This is a genomic window from Kitasatospora sp. NPDC004723, from assembly GCF_040609255.1.
Lineage (GTDB): Bacteria > Actinomycetota > Actinomycetes > Streptomycetales > Streptomycetaceae > Kitasatospora.
On the sequence record NZ_JBEXJT010000002.1, the window covers coordinates 42,862 to 59,872 of the forward strand.

Consider the following 17,011-nt stretch of genomic DNA (forward strand, 5'->3'; position numbering starts at 1 on the left):
TCGCGCTGCGCACCGGGTATCTCACTCGGCGTGTGCGGCGGTAGCGGGCCGCCGCGCCGCCGGTTACCGGGGAGGCAGCCGTGGCCGTCGTGTTCGACGCGGACTTCACATCGACCAGCCAGTGGGTCGCGGGGCGCAGCAGCGCCTATCCCCGGATGGGGCCGACCAACCGGGGCGACCACAAACTCGACTTCCTCAGCCGCGCCTACTGCCCCGACGGGCTGTTCACCGCCACCCGGCGGCACGGCGGGGACCTGTGGACGTGCAACCTGCTCACCACCGAGGGCAGCCCGGACGGCTTCCAGCTCCGCACCGGCGACACCCTGAGCGCGCAGGTCACCCTGCCCGTCGCGCTGGGCGCCTGGCCGGCGATCTGGACGTGGCGGGACGGCGGCAACGAGATCGACGTGTTCGAGTACCACCCCGACAATCCGGACCTGCTGGAGATCTCCAACCACGTCCGGGGCGGCTACCGGTACTGGCACGGGGCCGACGCCGGCATAGCCCCCGGGGCCACCTTCGGCCTGCGGGCCGTCTTCGGCGCGTACTCGGTGGACTGGTTCGTCGACGACACCCTCATCCACGCCGACCGCCGTGGTGTCGGCTCCGACTGGCACGCCTACCTGATCGTCAACCTCTCGGTCGCGGACGGCACGTACCACGCCCGCCCGCCGGCCTACGGGCCGGACCGGTTCGGCTGGACCTGCCACAGCCTGTGGGTGGAGCGCGGCGGCCCGGGTGCGGGCGCGGGAGCGCCGGGGCGGACGTGACCGGCGGGTCGTGCCGTGGTGGTCGGTGCTCCGGTGGTCGGTGCTCCGGTGGTCGGTGCTGGGGTGGGCGGTGCTCGGGCGGTCAGTGCTCGGGCGGGAACATCGCCGTGATCAGGCCGCGCGGGCCCGACCGCTGGAACCAGACCACCCGCCGGTACGGGCCGATGTGCGCGGGATACGTCACGTAGAGGTCGTTGCGCGGCGCGGACTCGTTGCCGGGCGCGAGCGCCGCGTCCACCGCATTGGCGGCGATGGCCCGCAGCAGCGCGTGCGCGGTCGTCGCCGCGGCGTCGGGCGAGATGGCCAGCGCGGTGAGCTCGAACCAGAGCACCGTGGAGACGTAGCCGATGGAGGAGTGGCCGAGGGCGGGGTGGGGGCGGTGGTCCTGGTAGCGGAGCAGCACCCCGGCCGCGACGAGGCGCTCACGGTCGTCGGCCGGCGGGTGGTGGTTCATGGGGCGAACGCTACCCGGCCCGGTGCGGGCGGGCCCGGGCCCGGGCCCGCAGGATTCCCGGATCGCCGGGCGGGCGCCGACGCATGCTCGTCGGCTCTCCGCGCGCCGTGGCCTCCGCCCCCGTCCCCGGGTCGCCGCCCCCGTTCCTCACGCCGCTCCGACGGGCGCGGGCGCACGATGGTGGTGAGGCGCCGATCGCCCCGGTGCGGGCCGGCCGTCACGGCCGCCACCCGCCCGGCCGGGGTGGTGAGGAGGTCGTGATGAGGTACTGGAACGGCCATGGCTACGGCCATGGGTTCGGCGGCTGGGGCCTGGGTCTGATGGCGCTGGGGCTGCTGCTGGTGGTGCTGGCGCTGGTGGCCGTCGCGGTGGTCCTGGTCCGGCAGTCGCGGGCGCCCGGGCCGCCGTCCAAGGGCGCGTGGGCCGCGAGCCCGCCGGGGTCACCCGGTCCGCCGGGCGGGGCACCGCCGGTGCCGTTGCCCGAGCAGGTCCTCGCGGAGCGGTTCGCGCGCGGTGAGATCGACGCCGAGGAGTACCGGCACCGTCTCGACGTGCTCCGTTCCACGGGCGGCGGACCGGCGCCCGGTGCGCCGCCGCCTGTTCCGCCCGCCCCACCCGGCCCGCCTCCGCCGCCGCGTCCGCCCGAAGGGCCGGGCGGCTGACGCGGCGGGGCCCGCCGCGCACCTGCGCGACGGGCCCCGCCGACCGCTCGGATCGTGCGGCTGCTCGATCGGTTCGACCTGCGTGACCTGCTCGATCGGCTCGATCTACGTCACCTGCGTGACCTGCGTGATCTACTCGACGACGAGCTCGACCGGGATGTTGCCGCGGGTGGCGCGGGAGTACGGGCACACCTCGTGGGCCTTCTTGACCAGCAGCTCGCCGGTCTCACCCGCCAGCGCCTCCGGCAGCTCGACCCGCAGCACCACCGAGAGGCCGAAGCCCTCGCCGTCGCGGCCGATGGACACCTCGGCGGTCACCGAGATGTCACCGGTGTCCACCTTCGACTGCCGGCCGACCAGGCTCAGCGCGCTGGCGAAGCAGGCGGAGTAGCCGGCCGCGAACAACTGCTCCGGGTTGGTGCCCTGACCGCTGCCGCCGAGGCCGGGCGGCATGGCCAGCGCGAGGTCGAGCTGCCCGTCGGAGCTGACGGCGCGGCCCTCCCGGCCGTTGGCGGTGGCCACTGCGGTGTAGAGCGCGTCCATGTCCGTTCCCTTCCGTCCTGCGTTCGAAGTCTCGGTCCGGCACGGCCCGGGCGGGCCGCCTGCCGGAGACAAGTAGAGCACGCAATTAAATTGCGCACAACTTAATCGCGCATGGGTCCTCGCTACCATGGACCCATGACCGAGCCGACCGCGCTGTCCGACCTGCCTGACGTGCCCGACCTCTCCGACCTGCCCGACGACGCCGATCTGCTCCGGCTGGACCGGCAGATCTGCTTCTCGCTGAACGCCGCCTCCCGCGCCTTCGGGGGCGTCTACCGGGTGCTGCTCAAGGACCTCGGCCTGACCTACCCGCAGTACCTGGTCATGCTCGTCCTCTGGGAGGACGGCGACCTGCCGGTCAAGCGGATCGGCGAGCGCCTGCGGCTCGACTCCGGCACCCTGTCCCCGCTGCTCAAGCGGCTGGAGGCGGCAGGCCTGGTGCGCCGCGAGCGCAGCCCCGAGGACGAACGCTCGGTCACTGTCCGCCTCACCGACGAGGGCTCGGCCCTGCGGGAGCGCGCCGGCCTGGTGCCTCGCCGTCTGCTTGCCGCCACCGGCCTGCCCGTCGAGGAACTCGCCGCCCTGCGGGCCCTGCTGGACCGGCTCACCCTCGCCCTCGACACCGCCGTCCCGGGGCTCGCCGCCGAGCACTGAGCCCCGCGGCCGGGCTCAGCTCCCGGCCGCTTGCCAAGGGTCGAAGGGGCTGTCGGCCCCCGGGCCGCTCTGCCGGGCGGTGCGCAGGACGGCGTCCGGTCCGAGCGCCAGGACGACGCGGTGGCCGACGGCGTCGAGCGCCACGGTCGGCGCGCCGACGATCAGCCGGCCGAGGTCGGACCACACCGCGGCGGAGCCCCGGTTGGCGGCCGGCTGCGAGGCCAGGCTGATCCCACCGGCGCCGTTGCGGATGGCCACGGTCGTCCGGCCGTCGGTGCCGGTCACCGCGGCGACACCTTCCAGACCGGCCGGGCCGCCCAGCGACTCGGGTGCGGTGGTCCAGGAGCCGTTCGGCCGCACGTAGCGGGTGACGACCTGTCCGGTGCCGGCCTGGTGGAAGAAGAGCCCCAGCCTGCCGTCCGCGGTGCGGCTCGCGGTGAGCGGTCCGGCCGGGGGCGGGCCGAGGAAGGCGGCGTCCCGGACGAAGGGGCCGCCGGGCGCCGACTGCCGCCAGTGCCCGATCCCGTCCCTGGTCGGCGCGAACAGCTCGACCCGGCCGTCGGCGGCGAGGGTGGCGGCCAGGCCGTCCCGCACCTGGGTGCCGCCGAGGTCGGTCCAGTCCGCGGGCCAGCCGCCGTCGGGCAGTTGGCCGAGCGCGCTGACGCCGCCGCCCGTGTTGCGGACGAAGACGGTCAGCCGCCCGTCACCGCCGAGGACGGGGACGGGGCTGCCGATGAACCCCGGGGTGACGGGGTCGGGGTTGCCGAGCACGGTCCAGTCGCCCCAGCTGCCCGGGGCGGTCTGGGCGACGGTGACGATCCGGTCGTCGTCGAGCCGGACCCCGAACAGGTGGATCAGCCCGGCGGTGTCCCGCACCACGCCGAGCGCGGCCGCGAGGCCCTCGCCGCCGGGCACGGGCACCGGTCCGCTCCATGCGCCGCCCGCTTCGGACTCGCGCCAGGACTGCACCCGGTTGTCGAGCACGGCGAAGGCGTTCAGCGCGCCGGTGCCGTCCTGCGCCGCCCATGCGGTGCCGTTCGACCAGCGCGGATACTGCCGGGACGGGAAGTCCGCGTAGAAATTCGCCTCGTCCGGATTCGCCTCGGGGTCGTACGCGCCGGAATATCCGCTGTAGGTTCCGGGGCGTTTCGGTCCCAGATAGGCGAGAAAGGTCTTCCTTTTCTCCTTCGCGGAACTGGCGGGAAGATTCGGCGGCTCCATGCGCACGTTGTAGTCGCGGTAGTTCCGGAGAATCACCCGGCCGCTTCCGTCCGGTCCGTGATAATCGAGCGCGGCCTTTCCGGCGAATCGCGCGGTGGCGATGTGGTCGGCGTGGTCGGCGGGATTGAGCGGATCGCGGCTGTAGCCGTACGGCACGCGCGGGTCCTGGGCGCGCAGCACGGTCGGGCGGAACCGTTCCATCAGCTCGGTCAGCGTGGCCACGAGCTCGTCGTGGGTGTAGTCCTGGTGCGCGTACGCGGGGTCGCACTCGCCGTCGGCGGGCAGGCTGCCGAGCGTGGACTGGTGGGAGGGCCCGCCCGAGCCCTCGGTGAAGAGGGTGTCGAGGGTGGCCCGGTTGTGGCCGTCGGGGTAGTTCCAGTCGCCGCCCTCGTGCAGCCTGAGGAAGACCAGCTTGATCTGCGGCGCCTGGTCCAGGGTGTCGACCTGGACGGTCTTCCCGCCGGCCAGCCGTAGGGCGGTGGTGCTCCAGGTCGGCTCGGCCACCCCGGCCAGCCGGGCGTGCGCGGCCCTGGCGCCGGAGTTCCGGCTCTCGGAGTAGGCGCACGGGCTGCCGAGCGAGGTGCCCGGTGTCTCGCCGCCGGTCAGGTAGACGGTGACCGAGGGCGCCGCGTACTGCCGGTTCAGGTCCGGGTTCATGAAGAGGATGTCGTCGTCCTGGTGCGCGACGATCTGCAGGAACGATTCGTCGCCCGATGCGGCGGGTGCGACGGCCGTGGTTGCCGACTCGGTGAGGTCCTTCGGGGTGGCGTCGATCGGCGCCTGGGGCGCGCTCAGGGCTGCCACGAGCAGCGTGCCCACAACCTTCGGAAATCGCATCGAGCCCCCGCTCTCCTCGCCCCCGAGCAGGAGATCGGTGGTGTCGCCCGGTCGGTCCGGAACGGACTATCCCCAAGGCGATCGGCCGACGTCAAATCCCGGTCGGCGAACCCCGCCGATCGTCGGGGGTGCGGGCCGGACTCCTCGTGATGAATCCCACAAAGAACGGATGAAATTGATCACTGCTCGCATAGCGCTCAGTACCGCTACAAACCGGACAATGGGCGGGCGGGGCATGGTGGAGGAAATCCGGGCGGGGTCGATTTCGGGTGACCGGAGGCTGCCGTGGGCGGTCCGGGGGCGGCGGGCACGCCGACGCCCGGCCGGGATCGTCCCGGCCGGGCGCGCGAATGTCGGATCCGGCGGCCGTCAGCCGTTGGTCCGCTCGTTCAGGCAGAGGATGTTGCCCTCGCTGTCCTTGAACCAGGCGGCGCGCATGCCCTCGGCCTCCGCGACGCCGTTGACGGTCTTCAGCCCGGGTATGTCGTAGTCCTCGAATTCGACGCCCCTGCCGCGCAGCGCGGCCATCTCCGCGTCCAGATCGGGAACCTTGAAACTGGCCAGGGTGTGGGCGGCCTGGCCGCCGCTGGGTGTCTCGTAGATGCCGAACTCGGTGCCGCCGCATTCGAAGGTCAGGTCGCCCTCCGGACCGGCATCAGTGAGTTTGAGGCCGAGGGTGTCGGTGTAGTAGGCCTTCGCCCGGGCCAGGTCGACGGCAGGGATGATCGCCACCAGGGGTGCGTCTCCAAGCATGTTGATCGCCTCCTCCCTCCAGCGTAGGTACGCGGCACCGGCCTCGGCCACGCAGGGCGACTGCCGGACGCCGGGCATGGCCCGGCGTGTTCGACGGACGACGGGGCGTCACACCGGGGCGAGGCGCCACAGCGATGTCACCTCGGCGGCGCGGGCGGCACGGAGCGGATCGATGCTCCGGACACCGGTGCGCCGGGTGGCCCCGGTCGCGCGGGGGTGCCGGGGGCGGATGTCGCGGCGGCCGACGACGCGCAGACCGGCGGCGGCGAAGGCCGCGTGAAGGTCGGCGCGCGACCGCAGACCGAGGTGTTCGGCGAGGTCGGAGAGGATCAGCCAGCCTTCGCCGCCGCGCGCGAGCCGCTGCGCCAGCCCGCCGAGGAAGCCGTGCAGCATTCGGCCGCCGGAGTCGTAGACGCCCTGCTCCAGAACGGAGGTGGGCTCGGCTGGCAGCCACGGTGGATTGCAGAGCACCAGACCGGCCCGCCCGTCGCCGGGCGGGTAGAGGTCGGTCCCGGCCGCTCGGATGTGGTGGGCCAGGCCCAGGCGTCGCGCGTTGTCGCGGGCGCAGAGCAGGGCTCGCGGATTCACGTCGGTGACCAGTACCCGTCCGGCCCCGCGTCGCGCCAGGACGGCGGCCAGTACTCCGGTCCCGGTGCCGAGGTCGAACACGGTCCCGCCGGCGAGCACGGCGGCGGGCATCGGCGCCCGGGCCACCAGATCGACGTACTCGCCGCGGACCGGGGAGAACACGCCGTAGCACGGATGGACACGTGCGCCGAGTGCGGGCACATACACGCCCCGCTGGTGCCACTGCCACGCGCCGAGGACGCCGAGCAGTTCCCGGAGCGCGACCAGTCGCGGCCCGTCCGACGGTCCGTACGCCTCGCGGCAGGCCTGCCGGACGTCGGGTGCGCGAGGCAGCAGGAGGGCGTGGTCGGCCTCCAACCGCACCACGAGGTGGCCGAGCAGGCCCGCGGTCCGGGCGCGCTCGCACCGCTGTTCCCGGAACGCCTCGCCCGGGGTGGTCGAGTCGCCCGTTCGAGGCGGGCGTTCCTCGCGTTCGGCTCGGCGGGCGAGCGCGGCGAGCAGTTGGCGGGCGCCGTGGTAGTCGCCTTGCCAGAGCACAGCGGCACCTTGGGAGACCAGCCGGTGGGCGGTGTCGGCGCGCAGGCGGTCGTCGGCGAGGACGACGCGGCCTGGCGGCGGCGCGTTGGTCTCGCTGTGCCAGCGGGCGGTCAGGGAATCAGCAGGAGTGAGGGCGGTGACGGTCGTGGTGACGTCGGTGCGGGTGGTTGCGGGCACCGGGACTCCTCGTGGTCGAACGTGCGAACGGACACGAAGGACACGCCGACGAGGAGGGGAACAACGGTGGGTCAGACGAGACGTGGCTCCCCGGTCGACGTGCGGACCGACGAGTCGCCGAGTACCAGGCCCGGTACGGCGCAGCCTGCCATGAGCAGCCCCTTCCCTGAGATCACCTTCTTGGGATCACGGTCACGGTGTCACGTGCTGTGGTCGTCCCGCAACCGGCTTCTGCCCGATGGCGGTCCGTCACCAGGCGTGCGGGATGCGCTCCAGGACACCGCCCGCGAAGACGTCGTACAGCGGCAGGGTCTCCAGGTGGACGTAGCCGATGTGGCAGTCGCAGACCGGCAGCGGGCAGGCGCGCGGGGCGAGGCGGGCGCGGTAGGAGCCGTCGTAGAGGTTGCCCAGCTCCTCGCGGACGAAGTGGCAGCGGCGGACGGTGCCGTCGCCGTCGACCGAGAGCACCGACTCGCCGGTGCGGCAGGGGCGGCCGGCGCTGGGGTGGGCGTGGCGGCTGAAGCCGAAGTGCGGATCGAGCGCGGTCCAGTCGGCCGCCTCTTCGTCGGTGTAGGTGTACCCCTCGGCGGCGTTGATCCAGAGGTAGACGGCGGGGGACAGCTCGGCGCGCAGCCGCCGGGCCGCCGCCAGGTGCTCCGGCTGCCCGACCACCCCGATGCTGTACCGCGCGCCCAGGGCGTCGAGTTCGCGGCACTTGGCGAGGAAGCGGTCGTGGTCGACCTGGCCGGGGTGGTAGGTGACCCAGAGCGCGAGGGTGTCGAGGTCGGCCTCGGCCAGCCAGCCGGTGCGGCAGCTGAGGTTGGTCTGGACGGCGACCCGCCGGACGTGCGGCAGGTGGCTCAGCTCCACCATGGCGCGGCGGTACCAGGACCGCACCAGCGCCTCGCCCCAGGGGGTGAACAGCACCGAGACGGTGTCGCCGGTGCCGGCGCGGCCGGCCACCCAGTCGGCGAACCGCTCCAACGCGGCACGGTCGGCGCGCAGTTGCCCGGGCGTGTCGCGTCGCTTGGCGAACGGGCAGTACGGGCAGTCGTAGTCGCAGGAGGCCAGCGGGCCCCGGTAGAGGATGCCGAGGTCGACGGGCCGATCGGGAGCGGCGTCGGCGGAGGTCGGGCCGACGGCGGGCCGACCGGCGGTGGGCATGCCGAGGAAGGTCATTTCGCCTCGTATCCGGCCATCAGCGTGCGCACCTCGGGCGAGAACAGCATCGGTCCGACCGCGTCCGAGTGCGCCAGCCCCTCGGGGGACAGCCGCAGTCGGTGGGCCGCGTCCGTGTCGTCCGCCAGCCAGCGGCGGGCCGCGAACTCCGCCAGTTCGGCGGGGAAGTCCTCGGCCGGCGTGCCGCCGAAACGGGCCCGGTAGTCGTCGAGCGCCAGCCCCTCGGCCTGGAGCAGCGACTGCACGAGGTGCCGTCGCCGTGCCTCGGCCGGTGTCATCGCCCGGCCGACCACGGCCCGGTCGAACGACTCGGTCGCCACGTAGTCGTCGATGATGCGGCGCACCTCGGTCGCGTCCACCGCGTAGTCGAAGGAGTAGTGCAGCCGGGACGTGTAGGAGCGGGCACCGCAGCCGAGGCCGACCATGCCGTCGGTCTGGCAGGCGTACTCGCTCACCCCGGCCTGCGGCGCGGCCGCGCGGCGGAACATCCGCATCGACACCTGTTGGTAGCCGTGGGCGAGCAGGTGGTCGCGCCCGGCCCGGTAGAGGGCCAGCCGGCGGGCGTCCCATTCGGCCGGGCCCTCCGCCTCCCCGCGCCGGGCCAGGCCGGTCAGCGGGCGCACGTAGAGCGGGTAGAGGTACAGCTCCTCGGGCTGCCAGGCCAGCGCGGCGTCCAGCGAGTGGAGCCAGCTCGCCTCGGTCTGGCCGTCGATGCCGTAGATGAGGTCGATGTTGAGGACGGGGAACCCGGCGTCGCGGATCCGGCCCAGCGCGGCCTCGACGTCGGCGCGCTTCTGCGGGCGGACCGCCGAGCGGGCCTCCGCGTCCACGAAGGACTGCACGCCCAGGCTCAGCCGGGTCGTGCCCCGCTCGGCGAGCACCGCCAGACGGTCGGCGGTGGCGGTGGCGGGGGAGGCCTCGACCGACAGCGGGACCGACCGCAGGTCGGCGCCCATCCGGTGCTCGGCGATGTCGCAGAGCCGCTCCAGCTCGGCGGCGCTCAGATAGGTCGGCGTGCCGCCGCCGAACGCGGCGAGCGCGAACCGGGCGCCCTCGTCCAGCGCCGCGCGCACGGCCACGGCCTGCCGGTCCAGCGCGTCCAGGTAGGCGGTGGTCAGACCGTCGGGGCCGCCGATCCGGGTGAACAGGTTGCAGAAGCCGCAGCGCACCTCGCAGAACGGGATGTGCAGGTAGAGGGAGAGCGCGTGCTGCGCCTCGCCCGCCCACAGCTCGCGCAGCGGCGGTCGGTCCGGCAGCTCCCGGTAGGCGGTCTTGTGCGGGTAGGCGTAGACGTACGACTGGTACGGGGGAGCGTACGGCGGCTCGGCGGCAGGCTCGGCGGTCGGTGCGGAGGGGGTCGCGGGCGCCGGGTCGTGGGCCGGCCGGGCGGGGGCGGTGGTCATGCGGTCTCCTCGGCGGGCGCGGCGGACGGCGGGGTGCTCGCGGGGAGCGTGAAGTGCGCGTACGGGACCGTCCAGACCACCTCGTGGCCGATCCGGTGGCCCGTGTAGCCGTCCTCCCCGTAGGCCGTGCCGTGGTCCGAGCAGACGATCGCGAAACACGGCCGACGGGCGCTCATCGCCGCGAACAGCCGGCCGATGTGGGCATCCACGTACTCCAAGGCGGCGGCGTGGCTCGCCCGGCTGTCACCGTGCTCGCGCGTGGCACCGGGCAGGTGGAACCAGTTCGGCTGGTGCAGCGCCGAGACGTTGACGAAGAGGAAGAGCGGCTGGTCGGCGGGCTGCTCGGCGGCGACCCGCTCGGCGCGGGCGACCTGCTCCTCGAAGGAGGTCGGCGAGGGAACGCCCATCTCCGGTGACCAGTGGCTCTCCTGGAAGAGACCGGGCAGCACCGAGCCGAGCGGGCCCTGCTTGTTGAAGAAGCCGACCCCGCCGATGCAGACCGTCCGGTAGCCGGCGCCGGCGAGCGCGGTCGGGAGGTCCGGGGCGTCGAACACCCAGGTGCGCGGCGCGGTGCTCTCCGAACCGGCGAACCGGGCGGCGAACAGGCGCGGGTGCGGCCCGTTCGGCGAGGCGGGGGTCGGCAGGAAGCCGGCCAGGATCGCCTGGTGGGCGGCGTAGGTGAAGCTGCCGGGGGAGTGCCGTCGCTCCCAGCGTCCGCCGGGCAGGTGGGCGGCCAGGTGCGGGATCCGTCCGGCGGCGGCCAGTTCCTCGGCGACGTCGAAGCGCAGGGTGTCGAGCGTGACGAGCAGCAGGTCGTGGCTGCCCACCACGGCGTTCATGTCGGGGGAGTCGGCCGGGACGGCGGGGGCGGGGGTGCTGGGGCGGTGGTTCATCAGGGCTGTTCCGTACGTGGGTGGATCGTTGGTGCGGGTGCGGGTGCGGGTGCGGGTGCGGGTGCGGGTGCGGGTGCGGGTGCGGGCGTGGAGCCGTGGGCGGGTGCGGCGCCGAGGGCGGCGAGCTGGGCGGCGTAGGTGTCCAGGCCCTCGGCGGGGCCGCCGGGCAGGCCGGTGAGGCCGGGCAGCAGATCCCCGAAGGCGTTGACCTCGCCGACCACCGTCCGCCGCCACGCGGCGGTCGGCAGCACGTCGACGCCGACCGCCGGGGAGTTCGGGAAGCAGGCCGCCGCCCGTTCCGCCGTCTCCAGCAGGTCCGGCCAGGCCGGTCCGGCGGCCTCTCGGGCCAGGTCGAGGCTGCCCCGGGCGCCGCCGAGGTGGAGGTTGGTCATCGGCTGGGCGCTGGTGCGGACCACCGCGTGGGTGGCCCGTCCGGCGACCACCACGACCCGCAGATCGGCCGAGCGCCCCGACTGCGAGGACTTCGGCACCCACTGCTCGACGTGCAGGCCGTCCGGGGCGAGGCGGTCGACCAACTCCGCGACCAGCCGCTCCTCCCGGTAGCGACGCACCCGCAGCGAGTTGTACAGCCGCCCGTCGGCGAGTTCCACCGAGGTGGTGGCCCGCAGCTGGCCGCGCGGTCCGAACTCCAGCGCCACCACCCCCGACGCGGAGGAGCCGTGGGACGGTTTGACGAAGACCCGGCGCAGCCCGGCGCCGTCCAGCCGGGTGCGGAGGTCCTCCCAGCCCGTGACGGCGGCCCCGCCGAGGGCGCGCGGCACCGGCACGCCGGCGCGCGACAGCAGTGCGTGCGTCCGCCGCTTGTCGAACATCACGGCGATCTCCTCGGGGTCGCCGAGCAGCCGCACTCCGGGAGTCCCGGCCAGTGCGCGCAGCGCGGCCGTCACCCCGGCGTACCAGGCCGCGCCGCCCTCGACCCGGGTCGGCGCGTACTGCGCGCCGAGCGCCGGTCCGCGCAGCAGCGCGTCCACCGCCTCCTCCTCTCCCGGCGACTCGATGCGCAGCACGGTGCCCTCGGGCAGCCGGTAGGCACCGCGCAGCAGGTCGATCCAGGGCAGGACGGCGGGCTCGGGCAGGCCGGCGGCCCGCGCGGCGGCCGCGAACAGCGTCACCCGGCGGTGGCCGGGATTGCCGAGCACGGTCAGCCGCCCGTCCGGCGGGAGCCGGTGCTCCGGCCGGGCCGGGCGAGGAGCCCGGGCCCCGGTTCGGTCGTCGGCCCGGGGGGCGGCCCGGTCGTCGGCCCGGGGGGCGGCCTGGCCGGCGGTCTGGGGGGTCGTCGTCAGCATCGGAGCCCGCCTACTCGGCCACCGCGACGTAGCGCCACTCGTCCTCGTCGTCCTCCTCGGCGTCGGAGAGGTCGACCTCCACGCCCGGCAGGGCCTGGTGCACCCGTTCCTGCATGGCGTCGGTGAGGTAGTGGTGGTGCAGGTCGAGGGACTTGAGGTGGGTGAGCGGCTGGCCGTCGAGCAGCGCGGCCGCGCCCTCGTCGCTCAGCACGCCCATGGCCAGGCTCAGCGACTCCAACTGCGGCACCACCGGGGCGTGCGCCACGGCGGCGGCGATCTCGTCCTGGAACTCGCTGTTCTCCAGGCCGAGGTGGCGCAGCGACGGCAGCCGCGTCCCCGCCAGGAACGGCGCGAGGTCGTCGATCGTCGCGTCGCCCCCGTACTCGTCGACGCCCAGCCACAGCTCCAGGCGCTCCAGCGCGGGCAGTTCGCTCGCCGCGACCGCCCGCACCACGTCGTCCGGCAGCCCGCCGCTCTCGAAGCGCAGGCCGGTCAGCCGGTCGTGCCGGACCGGGTGGAGCACGAGTCCGTTGCCGCCGCGCACCACCAGGTCGGTGAGCTGCGGGAACGCCTTCAGCACCGGGGTGATGTCCGACATCTCCAGCCAGGAGATCTCGCAGTCCTCGGACGTCACGTCGGCGATGAAGAGCGCCTCCAGGGCGGGGAACCGCTCGGCGTCGGCGACGATCCGGGCGAGCGTCTCGCCCACCGGCACGTAGTCCCGCATCCACCAGGGGCCGATGAGCAGGGCGCGGACGGCGGCCGGGTCGACCGCGGCGAGGAAGGCCGACCAGACGTCGTCGAAGCCGGCCTTGGAGCCGTAGCCGACGGCCAGCCGCCACGCGGCGGCGTCCGCAGCCGGCAGCTCGTCGATCAGCCTGTGCCGTTCGCCCCGGTGGGGCTCGTTGAGCGAGAAGGTGACGACCGGCAGGTGGAGGAAGCGGTCGACGGATTCGGTGATGAACACGGGTGCCCCCCTGGGCGGCATGACTGGCGCTGGCGCTGGTGCTCGAGCGGATACGGGTAACGGACGGGTGGGCGTGGGCGCGGGCGTGGGCGCGGGCTACTCGGCGACGGCGACGTAGCGCCACTGGTCGTCGGGCCGGCCGGCCCCGGACAGGTCGATCACCACGCCCGGCAGGGACTCGCCCAGCCGCTGCTGCATGGCCTCGGTGAGGTAGTGGTGGTGCAGGTCGAGGGCCTTGAGGTGGGTGAGCGGCTGGCCCTCCAGCAGCGCTGTCGCGCCCTGGTCGGTGAACACGCCCATCGACAGGTTCAGCGACTCCAGCCGGGGCACCACCGGGGCGTGCGCGACGGCGGCGGCGATCTCGTCCTCGATCTCGCTGTTCTGCAGGCCGAGGTGGCGCAGCGCGGGGAAGCGCGTGCCGTCCAGGAACGGCTCCAGGTCGGCGAGCCGGGTGGTGCCGCCGTAGCCTGCCACGCCGAGCCAGAACTCCAGCCGCTCCAGCGCGGGCAGCTCGCTCGCCGCGACCGCCTTCGGCACCTCGCTGGGCAGGCCGCCCGACTCGAACCGCAGCGCCCGCAGGTGTTCGTGCCGCACCGGCCGGAGCGAGATGCCCTCGCCCCCGCCCGATTCGTCGGAGGCACCGCGCACGACCAGCTCGGTGAGTTGCGGGAAGGTCGTCAGCACCGGCGTCACGTCGACCATCTGGATCCAGGAGATCTCGTTCTCCTCGTACGTGATGTCGCCGATGAACAGGCCGCGCAGGGCGGGCAGCCGGCCGGCGGCGCCGAGGATCGCGGCCAGCGGTCCGGCGAAGCTCTCCGGGCCGTCCTGCGACCACTCGCCGACCACCACGGCGGTCACCCGGGCGGTGTCCACGCGTTCCAGGAACTGCTGCCAGCGCGCGGCCCAGTCCTGGTCCGCCTCGAACTCGACGGCGATCTTCCAGGCCACGGCGGCGGGCTCGGGCAGCGCGGCGCCCTCGTCGACGGCGGCGACGAAGTCGAAGACGGGAAGGCCGTGGAACTCCTCGATGTGGTTGTTGACCGTCATGCGCTGCTCCTCGGAGGGTCGGTGCGGGCCGAACAAGTGTCTACCAGCCCGGACCGACAATCCGGTGCCCGGGGCGTCGCCCGGGCGCGTTGCACTCTGCTCTCCGCACGCCCCACCGGCCCCGTCCGGCACAGCCGCCACCCGGGCACCGGGCGTCGTTGTCAGACCCTTGCCCTATGGTCCGTGGCGTGGGATTCCGATGCGTCGTCGAGTCGGCGAGGGAGAGCTGATGTTCCGTCAGGGAGACGTGCTGTTGGTGCCGGTGGAGGAGCCGGCGGTGCCGGGCCGGGTGGGTTCGCTGGCCGCGCAGCCCAGGGACGCGCGGGGCCGGCTGGTGCTGGCGCTGGGCGAGGTCACCGGGCACGCGCATGCCGTGGTCGGCCCCGGGGAGCTGCGGCGCGAGTCGGGGCCGTTCGGCACGGCGTGGCTGCACCTGCCGGAGGGCGGCCGGGTGGTGCACGAGGAGCACGCGGCGATCCCGCTGCCCAAGGGCTGGTACCGGGTGGTCCGCCAGCGCGAGTACGCGCCGGGCGCGGTGCGCATGGTCGCGGACTGACGGACGGCGGCGCGCGCCGGGGCGCGCGGACGAGGGACGAGGATCGGGGCGGGCGCGCGGCGCCCGCGGCACGGCCGGGCGGGGTGCCCGGCCGGGAACGGAGAGTGTGATGGTGACTGGACAGACGGCACCGGCCCCCGTGGCGGGCGGGCCGGCCGAGGTGACGGCCCGCTGGCGGGTTGCGGCCGCCGCCACCGGCCCGGCCGACCGGGCCGGCGTCGAGCGGGCGGTGCGGGCCGCGTACCGGGCGGCGGGCCTGGCCGAGCCCGCGGCGGTGCGGTGGTTCGGCTCGCCGCAGGCGGCCGTCGAGGCGGCGTTGGAGCTGCGCGAGGCGGGCGCCGTGACGGTGCGCGAGGCGGTCCGCACCCTGCCCTGGGACGCGGTGCGCCGACAGGCCGTCGAACGGACCGGCGCGGCCGGCTGGGCGCCGCTCTGGGCGCTGACCGGCGGCGAGCTCGGCCCGGTGACCAACGCGCTCGCCGACCGGATCCGCGGCGCCGTCCTGGACCGGCTCGCGCCCGAGCCGGACACCGAGAACGACGATGACGACGTGGCCGAGGCGGCCCGCGAGCGCCGGACCGCCGTCCGCATCGCGCTGCTCGACGCCGTCCGCGGCCAGCACGACGCCCCCTGGTTCGCCGCCTTCGAAGCGGCCGGGGTGCTCGGCTCCTCGTCGGACGTGCCGGGCGGCCCCGCGGGCGAGGCGATCGCCGCGCTGGCCGAGGTCGCCGGCGGCGCCGGCTGGTGGTGGCCGTACGCGGACGTGGCGCTGGTCAGCGAGCGCCCGGTGGCGCTGCACCGCGACGAGGCCGGCCGGCTCGACCGCGCCGACGGCCCGGCCCTGGCGTACTCCGATGGCTTCGCCCTGCACGCCTGGCGGGGCATGCCGGTGCCCGCCGAGTTCCTCGCCGGGCTCGGGACCGTCACCGTCGAGCGGATCCGCACCGAGGAGAACGCCGAGCTGCGCCGCGTCCTGTTGGAGCACTACGGCTACGAGCGGTACCTGGCCGACTCCGGCGCCGTCCCGGTGCACCAGGACGAGACCGGGGTGCTCTGGCGGATCGAGCTGCCCGACGACGAGGCGGTGGTGATGGTCGAGGTGGTGAACTCCACCGCCGAGCCCGACGGCACCTTCCGCACCTACTGGCTGCGGGTGCCGCCCAGCACGCTCACCGCCCGCGCCGGGGTGGCCTGGACCTTCGGCATACCCGAGGCGGAGTACCACCCGCAGCGTCAGACCTGAGCGCGTGGTGCTTCGCGCGGGGCAGCCGGTCCCGGACGGCGGTGCGGCCCGGGGCGTCCTCGTTCCTTGACAACAGCAGAGGGAAGCGTCGAAGGGCCGCTTCACCAGGGGAGCCGATGCCGCGCGGGCCGGGCTGCCGGGGCCGTGGCGGAAATCGGGTCGACGCGCCGATGCGGGGGCGGCACCCTGCGGGCATGGAGTTCTTCACCTACCACCGGGACCGGCCGCACTCCAGGTCGCTGCGCCACGACCTGCGGGAGGAGCACTGGTCCTACATGGACGGCTTCGCCGCCGAGATGATCGCCCGCGGCCCCACCTTCACCGACGCCGACACCCCCACCGGCAGCGTCCACGTCCTCGACCTGCCGGACCCCGCCGCGGCCCGCGCGTTCGCCTTCGACGAGCCCTGCTACCAGGCGGGCGCCTACCGGGACGTCCTGGTGCGCCGGTGGCGCAACCTCCTCGGCCGCACCATGGCGGAGTTCCCCGGCGGCCCCACCGGCGGCGAACGCTACCTGGTGCTCGGCCTCGGCGCCGGTCGGCCCGCCGACCTCACGCCCCCGCCCGACCGCGACGAGCTGATCGCCTACGGTCCGCTCCTCTCCGACGACGCCGGCAGCTGGCTGGGCACCGCCGCCCTGCTCCGCGCCCCCGATCCGGACGCCGCCCGGGCCGTCCTCACCCCGCACCACTACGCCGCCGTCGAGGTCCACCGCTGGGAGTTCGGCGGCCGGCGCTGACCGTCCCGGCGCTGACCCGTCCCGGCGGGTCCGGGCGGGTGAACGCGGCACCGCCCACGCCTGGGACGGGCGCGGGCGGTGCGTGTTCGATGCTGTGTGTTCGGTGCTGCGGTGGGGTCAGTGGACGTCGATGCCGTCGAAGGAGCCGATGATGGCGTCGCCGCCGACGTTGGTGATCTCGCCACCGGCGAGCTGGTTGCCGGTGCCGATCACGGTGATGGTCGTCGTGTTGACCGTCACCTCGTCGGCGAAGGCCTGGGTGGTGGGCAGGGAAACGGCGCCGATGGCGGCGATGAGGACGGCGAAGGTACGGACGGTGCGGTACATGGTGGGTATCCCTTCGTGAACCAACGGTGCTTCAAACCCTAGATACCGGGGCCGCGTCAAAGATAGGCATGTCACCCGAAGGGGTTGATGTGCGTGTCATCTGACCTTGTCCGTCGTTAGCGTCCGAATGGCGCCGATCAGGGGGGCGCG

Annotated in this window: 18 protein-coding genes; 6 read left to right on the forward strand and 12 right to left on the reverse strand. The window is 74.4% G+C overall.

The window, feature by feature from the left end; translation table 11 throughout:
- Nucleotides 1-80: 80 nt before the first annotated feature.
- Complete coding sequence (locus ABZW10_RS03200) at nucleotides 81-770, forward strand: beta-glucanase (RefSeq protein ID WP_355359052.1); 690 nt, start codon at nucleotides 81-83, stop codon at nucleotides 768-770.
- An 82-nt stretch (nucleotides 771-852) separates the two neighbouring features.
- Here ABZW10_RS03200 and ABZW10_RS03205 read toward each other — a convergent pair whose 3' ends face one another.
- Nucleotides 853-1,224 (reverse strand): hypothetical protein, encoded by a 372-nt coding sequence (locus tag ABZW10_RS03205; RefSeq protein ID WP_355359055.1) that lies wholly within the window; start codon nucleotides 1,222-1,224, stop codon nucleotides 853-855.
- A gap of 260 nt (nucleotides 1,225-1,484) precedes the next feature.
- Between ABZW10_RS03205 and ABZW10_RS03210 the strand changes: the two genes are divergently transcribed.
- Nucleotides 1,485-1,886, forward strand: coding sequence for an SHOCT domain-containing protein (locus ABZW10_RS03210; protein WP_355359058.1), 402 nt, complete (start codon nucleotides 1,485-1,487; stop codon nucleotides 1,884-1,886).
- 132 nt (nucleotides 1,887-2,018) lie between these two features.
- On the opposite strand, the gene ABZW10_RS03215 is transcribed toward ABZW10_RS03210, so the two are convergent.
- Nucleotides 2,019-2,429, reverse strand: coding sequence for an organic hydroperoxide resistance protein (locus tag ABZW10_RS03215; protein ID WP_355359061.1), 411 nt, complete (start codon nucleotides 2,427-2,429; stop codon nucleotides 2,019-2,021).
- 135 nt (nucleotides 2,430-2,564) lie between these two features.
- Here ABZW10_RS03215 and ABZW10_RS03220 point away from each other — a divergent pair, with 135 nt between their 5' ends.
- The gene (locus ABZW10_RS03220) at nucleotides 2,565-3,083 is read left to right on the forward strand and encodes a MarR family transcriptional regulator (protein ID WP_355359064.1); all 519 of its coding nucleotides are present in this window, start codon (nucleotides 2,565-2,567) and stop codon (nucleotides 3,081-3,083) included.
- A gap of 15 nt (nucleotides 3,084-3,098) precedes the next feature.
- Here the strand turns inward: ABZW10_RS03220 and ABZW10_RS03225 are convergent, their stop codons facing one another.
- The 9 genes from ABZW10_RS03225 to ABZW10_RS03265 all read right to left on the reverse strand — a co-directional run bounded on the left by ABZW10_RS03225 (nucleotide 3,099) and on the right by ABZW10_RS03265 (nucleotide 13,995).
- A complete protein-coding gene (locus tag ABZW10_RS03225) occupies nucleotides 3,099-5,141 on the reverse strand; it encodes a PIG-L family deacetylase (protein ID WP_355359067.1) in 2,043 nt (680 codons plus the stop codon).
- 369 nt (nucleotides 5,142-5,510) lie between these two features.
- The gene (locus ABZW10_RS03230; protein ID WP_355359070.1) at nucleotides 5,511-5,894 is read right to left on the reverse strand and encodes a VOC family protein; all 384 of its coding nucleotides are present in this window, start codon (nucleotides 5,892-5,894) and stop codon (nucleotides 5,511-5,513) included.
- Between the two features lie 108 nt (nucleotides 5,895-6,002).
- Nucleotides 6,003-7,133 carry a class I SAM-dependent methyltransferase gene (locus tag ABZW10_RS03235; protein WP_355359899.1) on the reverse strand — a complete coding sequence of 377 codons (1,131 nt, stop codon included), beginning with the start codon at nucleotides 7,131-7,133 and terminating at the stop codon, nucleotides 6,003-6,005.
- Nucleotides 7,134-7,445: 312 nt separating this feature from the next.
- A complete protein-coding gene (locus ABZW10_RS03240) occupies nucleotides 7,446-8,360 on the reverse strand; it encodes an STM4011 family radical SAM protein (protein ID WP_355359073.1) in 915 nt (304 codons plus the stop codon).
- An 11-nt stretch (nucleotides 8,361-8,371) separates the two neighbouring features.
- Entirely contained in the window at nucleotides 8,372-9,778 is a 1,407-nt protein-coding gene (locus ABZW10_RS03245) for an STM4012 family radical SAM protein (protein WP_355359076.1), read from the reverse strand.
- On the reverse strand, nucleotides 9,775-10,617 hold the full coding sequence (locus tag ABZW10_RS03250; RefSeq protein ID WP_355359902.1) for an STM4013/SEN3800 family hydrolase: 843 nt from the start codon (nucleotides 10,615-10,617) through the stop codon (nucleotides 9,775-9,777). The genes ABZW10_RS03245 and ABZW10_RS03250 overlap by 4 nt, the downstream gene beginning before the upstream one ends.
- Nucleotides 10,618-10,670: 53 nt before the next feature.
- Nucleotides 10,671-11,978 (reverse strand): STM4014 family protein, encoded by a 1,308-nt coding sequence (locus tag ABZW10_RS03255; RefSeq protein ID WP_355359079.1) that lies wholly within the window; start codon nucleotides 11,976-11,978, stop codon nucleotides 10,671-10,673.
- Between the two features lie 10 nt (nucleotides 11,979-11,988).
- Nucleotides 11,989-12,945 (reverse strand): STM4015 family protein, encoded by a 957-nt coding sequence (locus ABZW10_RS03260; protein WP_355359082.1) that lies wholly within the window; start codon nucleotides 12,943-12,945, stop codon nucleotides 11,989-11,991.
- Between the two features lie 96 nt (nucleotides 12,946-13,041).
- Nucleotides 13,042-13,995: an STM4015 family protein gene (locus tag ABZW10_RS03265; protein WP_355359085.1), complete on the reverse strand. Its 954-nt coding sequence runs from the start codon at nucleotides 13,993-13,995 to the stop codon at nucleotides 13,042-13,044.
- A 229-nt stretch (nucleotides 13,996-14,224) separates the two neighbouring features.
- Here ABZW10_RS03265 and ABZW10_RS03270 point away from each other — a divergent pair, with 229 nt between their 5' ends.
- The 3 genes from ABZW10_RS03270 to ABZW10_RS03280 all read left to right on the forward strand — a co-directional run bounded on the left by ABZW10_RS03270 (nucleotide 14,225) and on the right by ABZW10_RS03280 (nucleotide 16,534).
- Nucleotides 14,225-14,551: a hypothetical protein gene (locus tag ABZW10_RS03270; protein ID WP_355359088.1), complete on the forward strand. Its 327-nt coding sequence runs from the start codon at nucleotides 14,225-14,227 to the stop codon at nucleotides 14,549-14,551.
- A gap of 109 nt (nucleotides 14,552-14,660) precedes the next feature.
- The gene (locus tag ABZW10_RS03275; protein ID WP_355359091.1) at nucleotides 14,661-15,794 is read left to right on the forward strand and encodes a DUF6745 domain-containing protein; all 1,134 of its coding nucleotides are present in this window, start codon (nucleotides 14,661-14,663) and stop codon (nucleotides 15,792-15,794) included.
- A gap of 194 nt (nucleotides 15,795-15,988) precedes the next feature.
- Nucleotides 15,989-16,534, forward strand: a complete 546-nt coding sequence (locus tag ABZW10_RS03280; protein ID WP_355359094.1) for a YciI family protein — start codon at nucleotides 15,989-15,991, stop codon at nucleotides 16,532-16,534.
- 117 nt (nucleotides 16,535-16,651) lie between these two features.
- Here ABZW10_RS03280 and ABZW10_RS03285 read toward each other — a convergent pair whose 3' ends face one another.
- Entirely contained in the window at nucleotides 16,652-16,861 is a 210-nt protein-coding gene (locus tag ABZW10_RS03285; protein WP_355359097.1) for a hypothetical protein, read from the reverse strand.
- Nucleotides 16,862-17,011 lie beyond the last annotated feature (150 nt).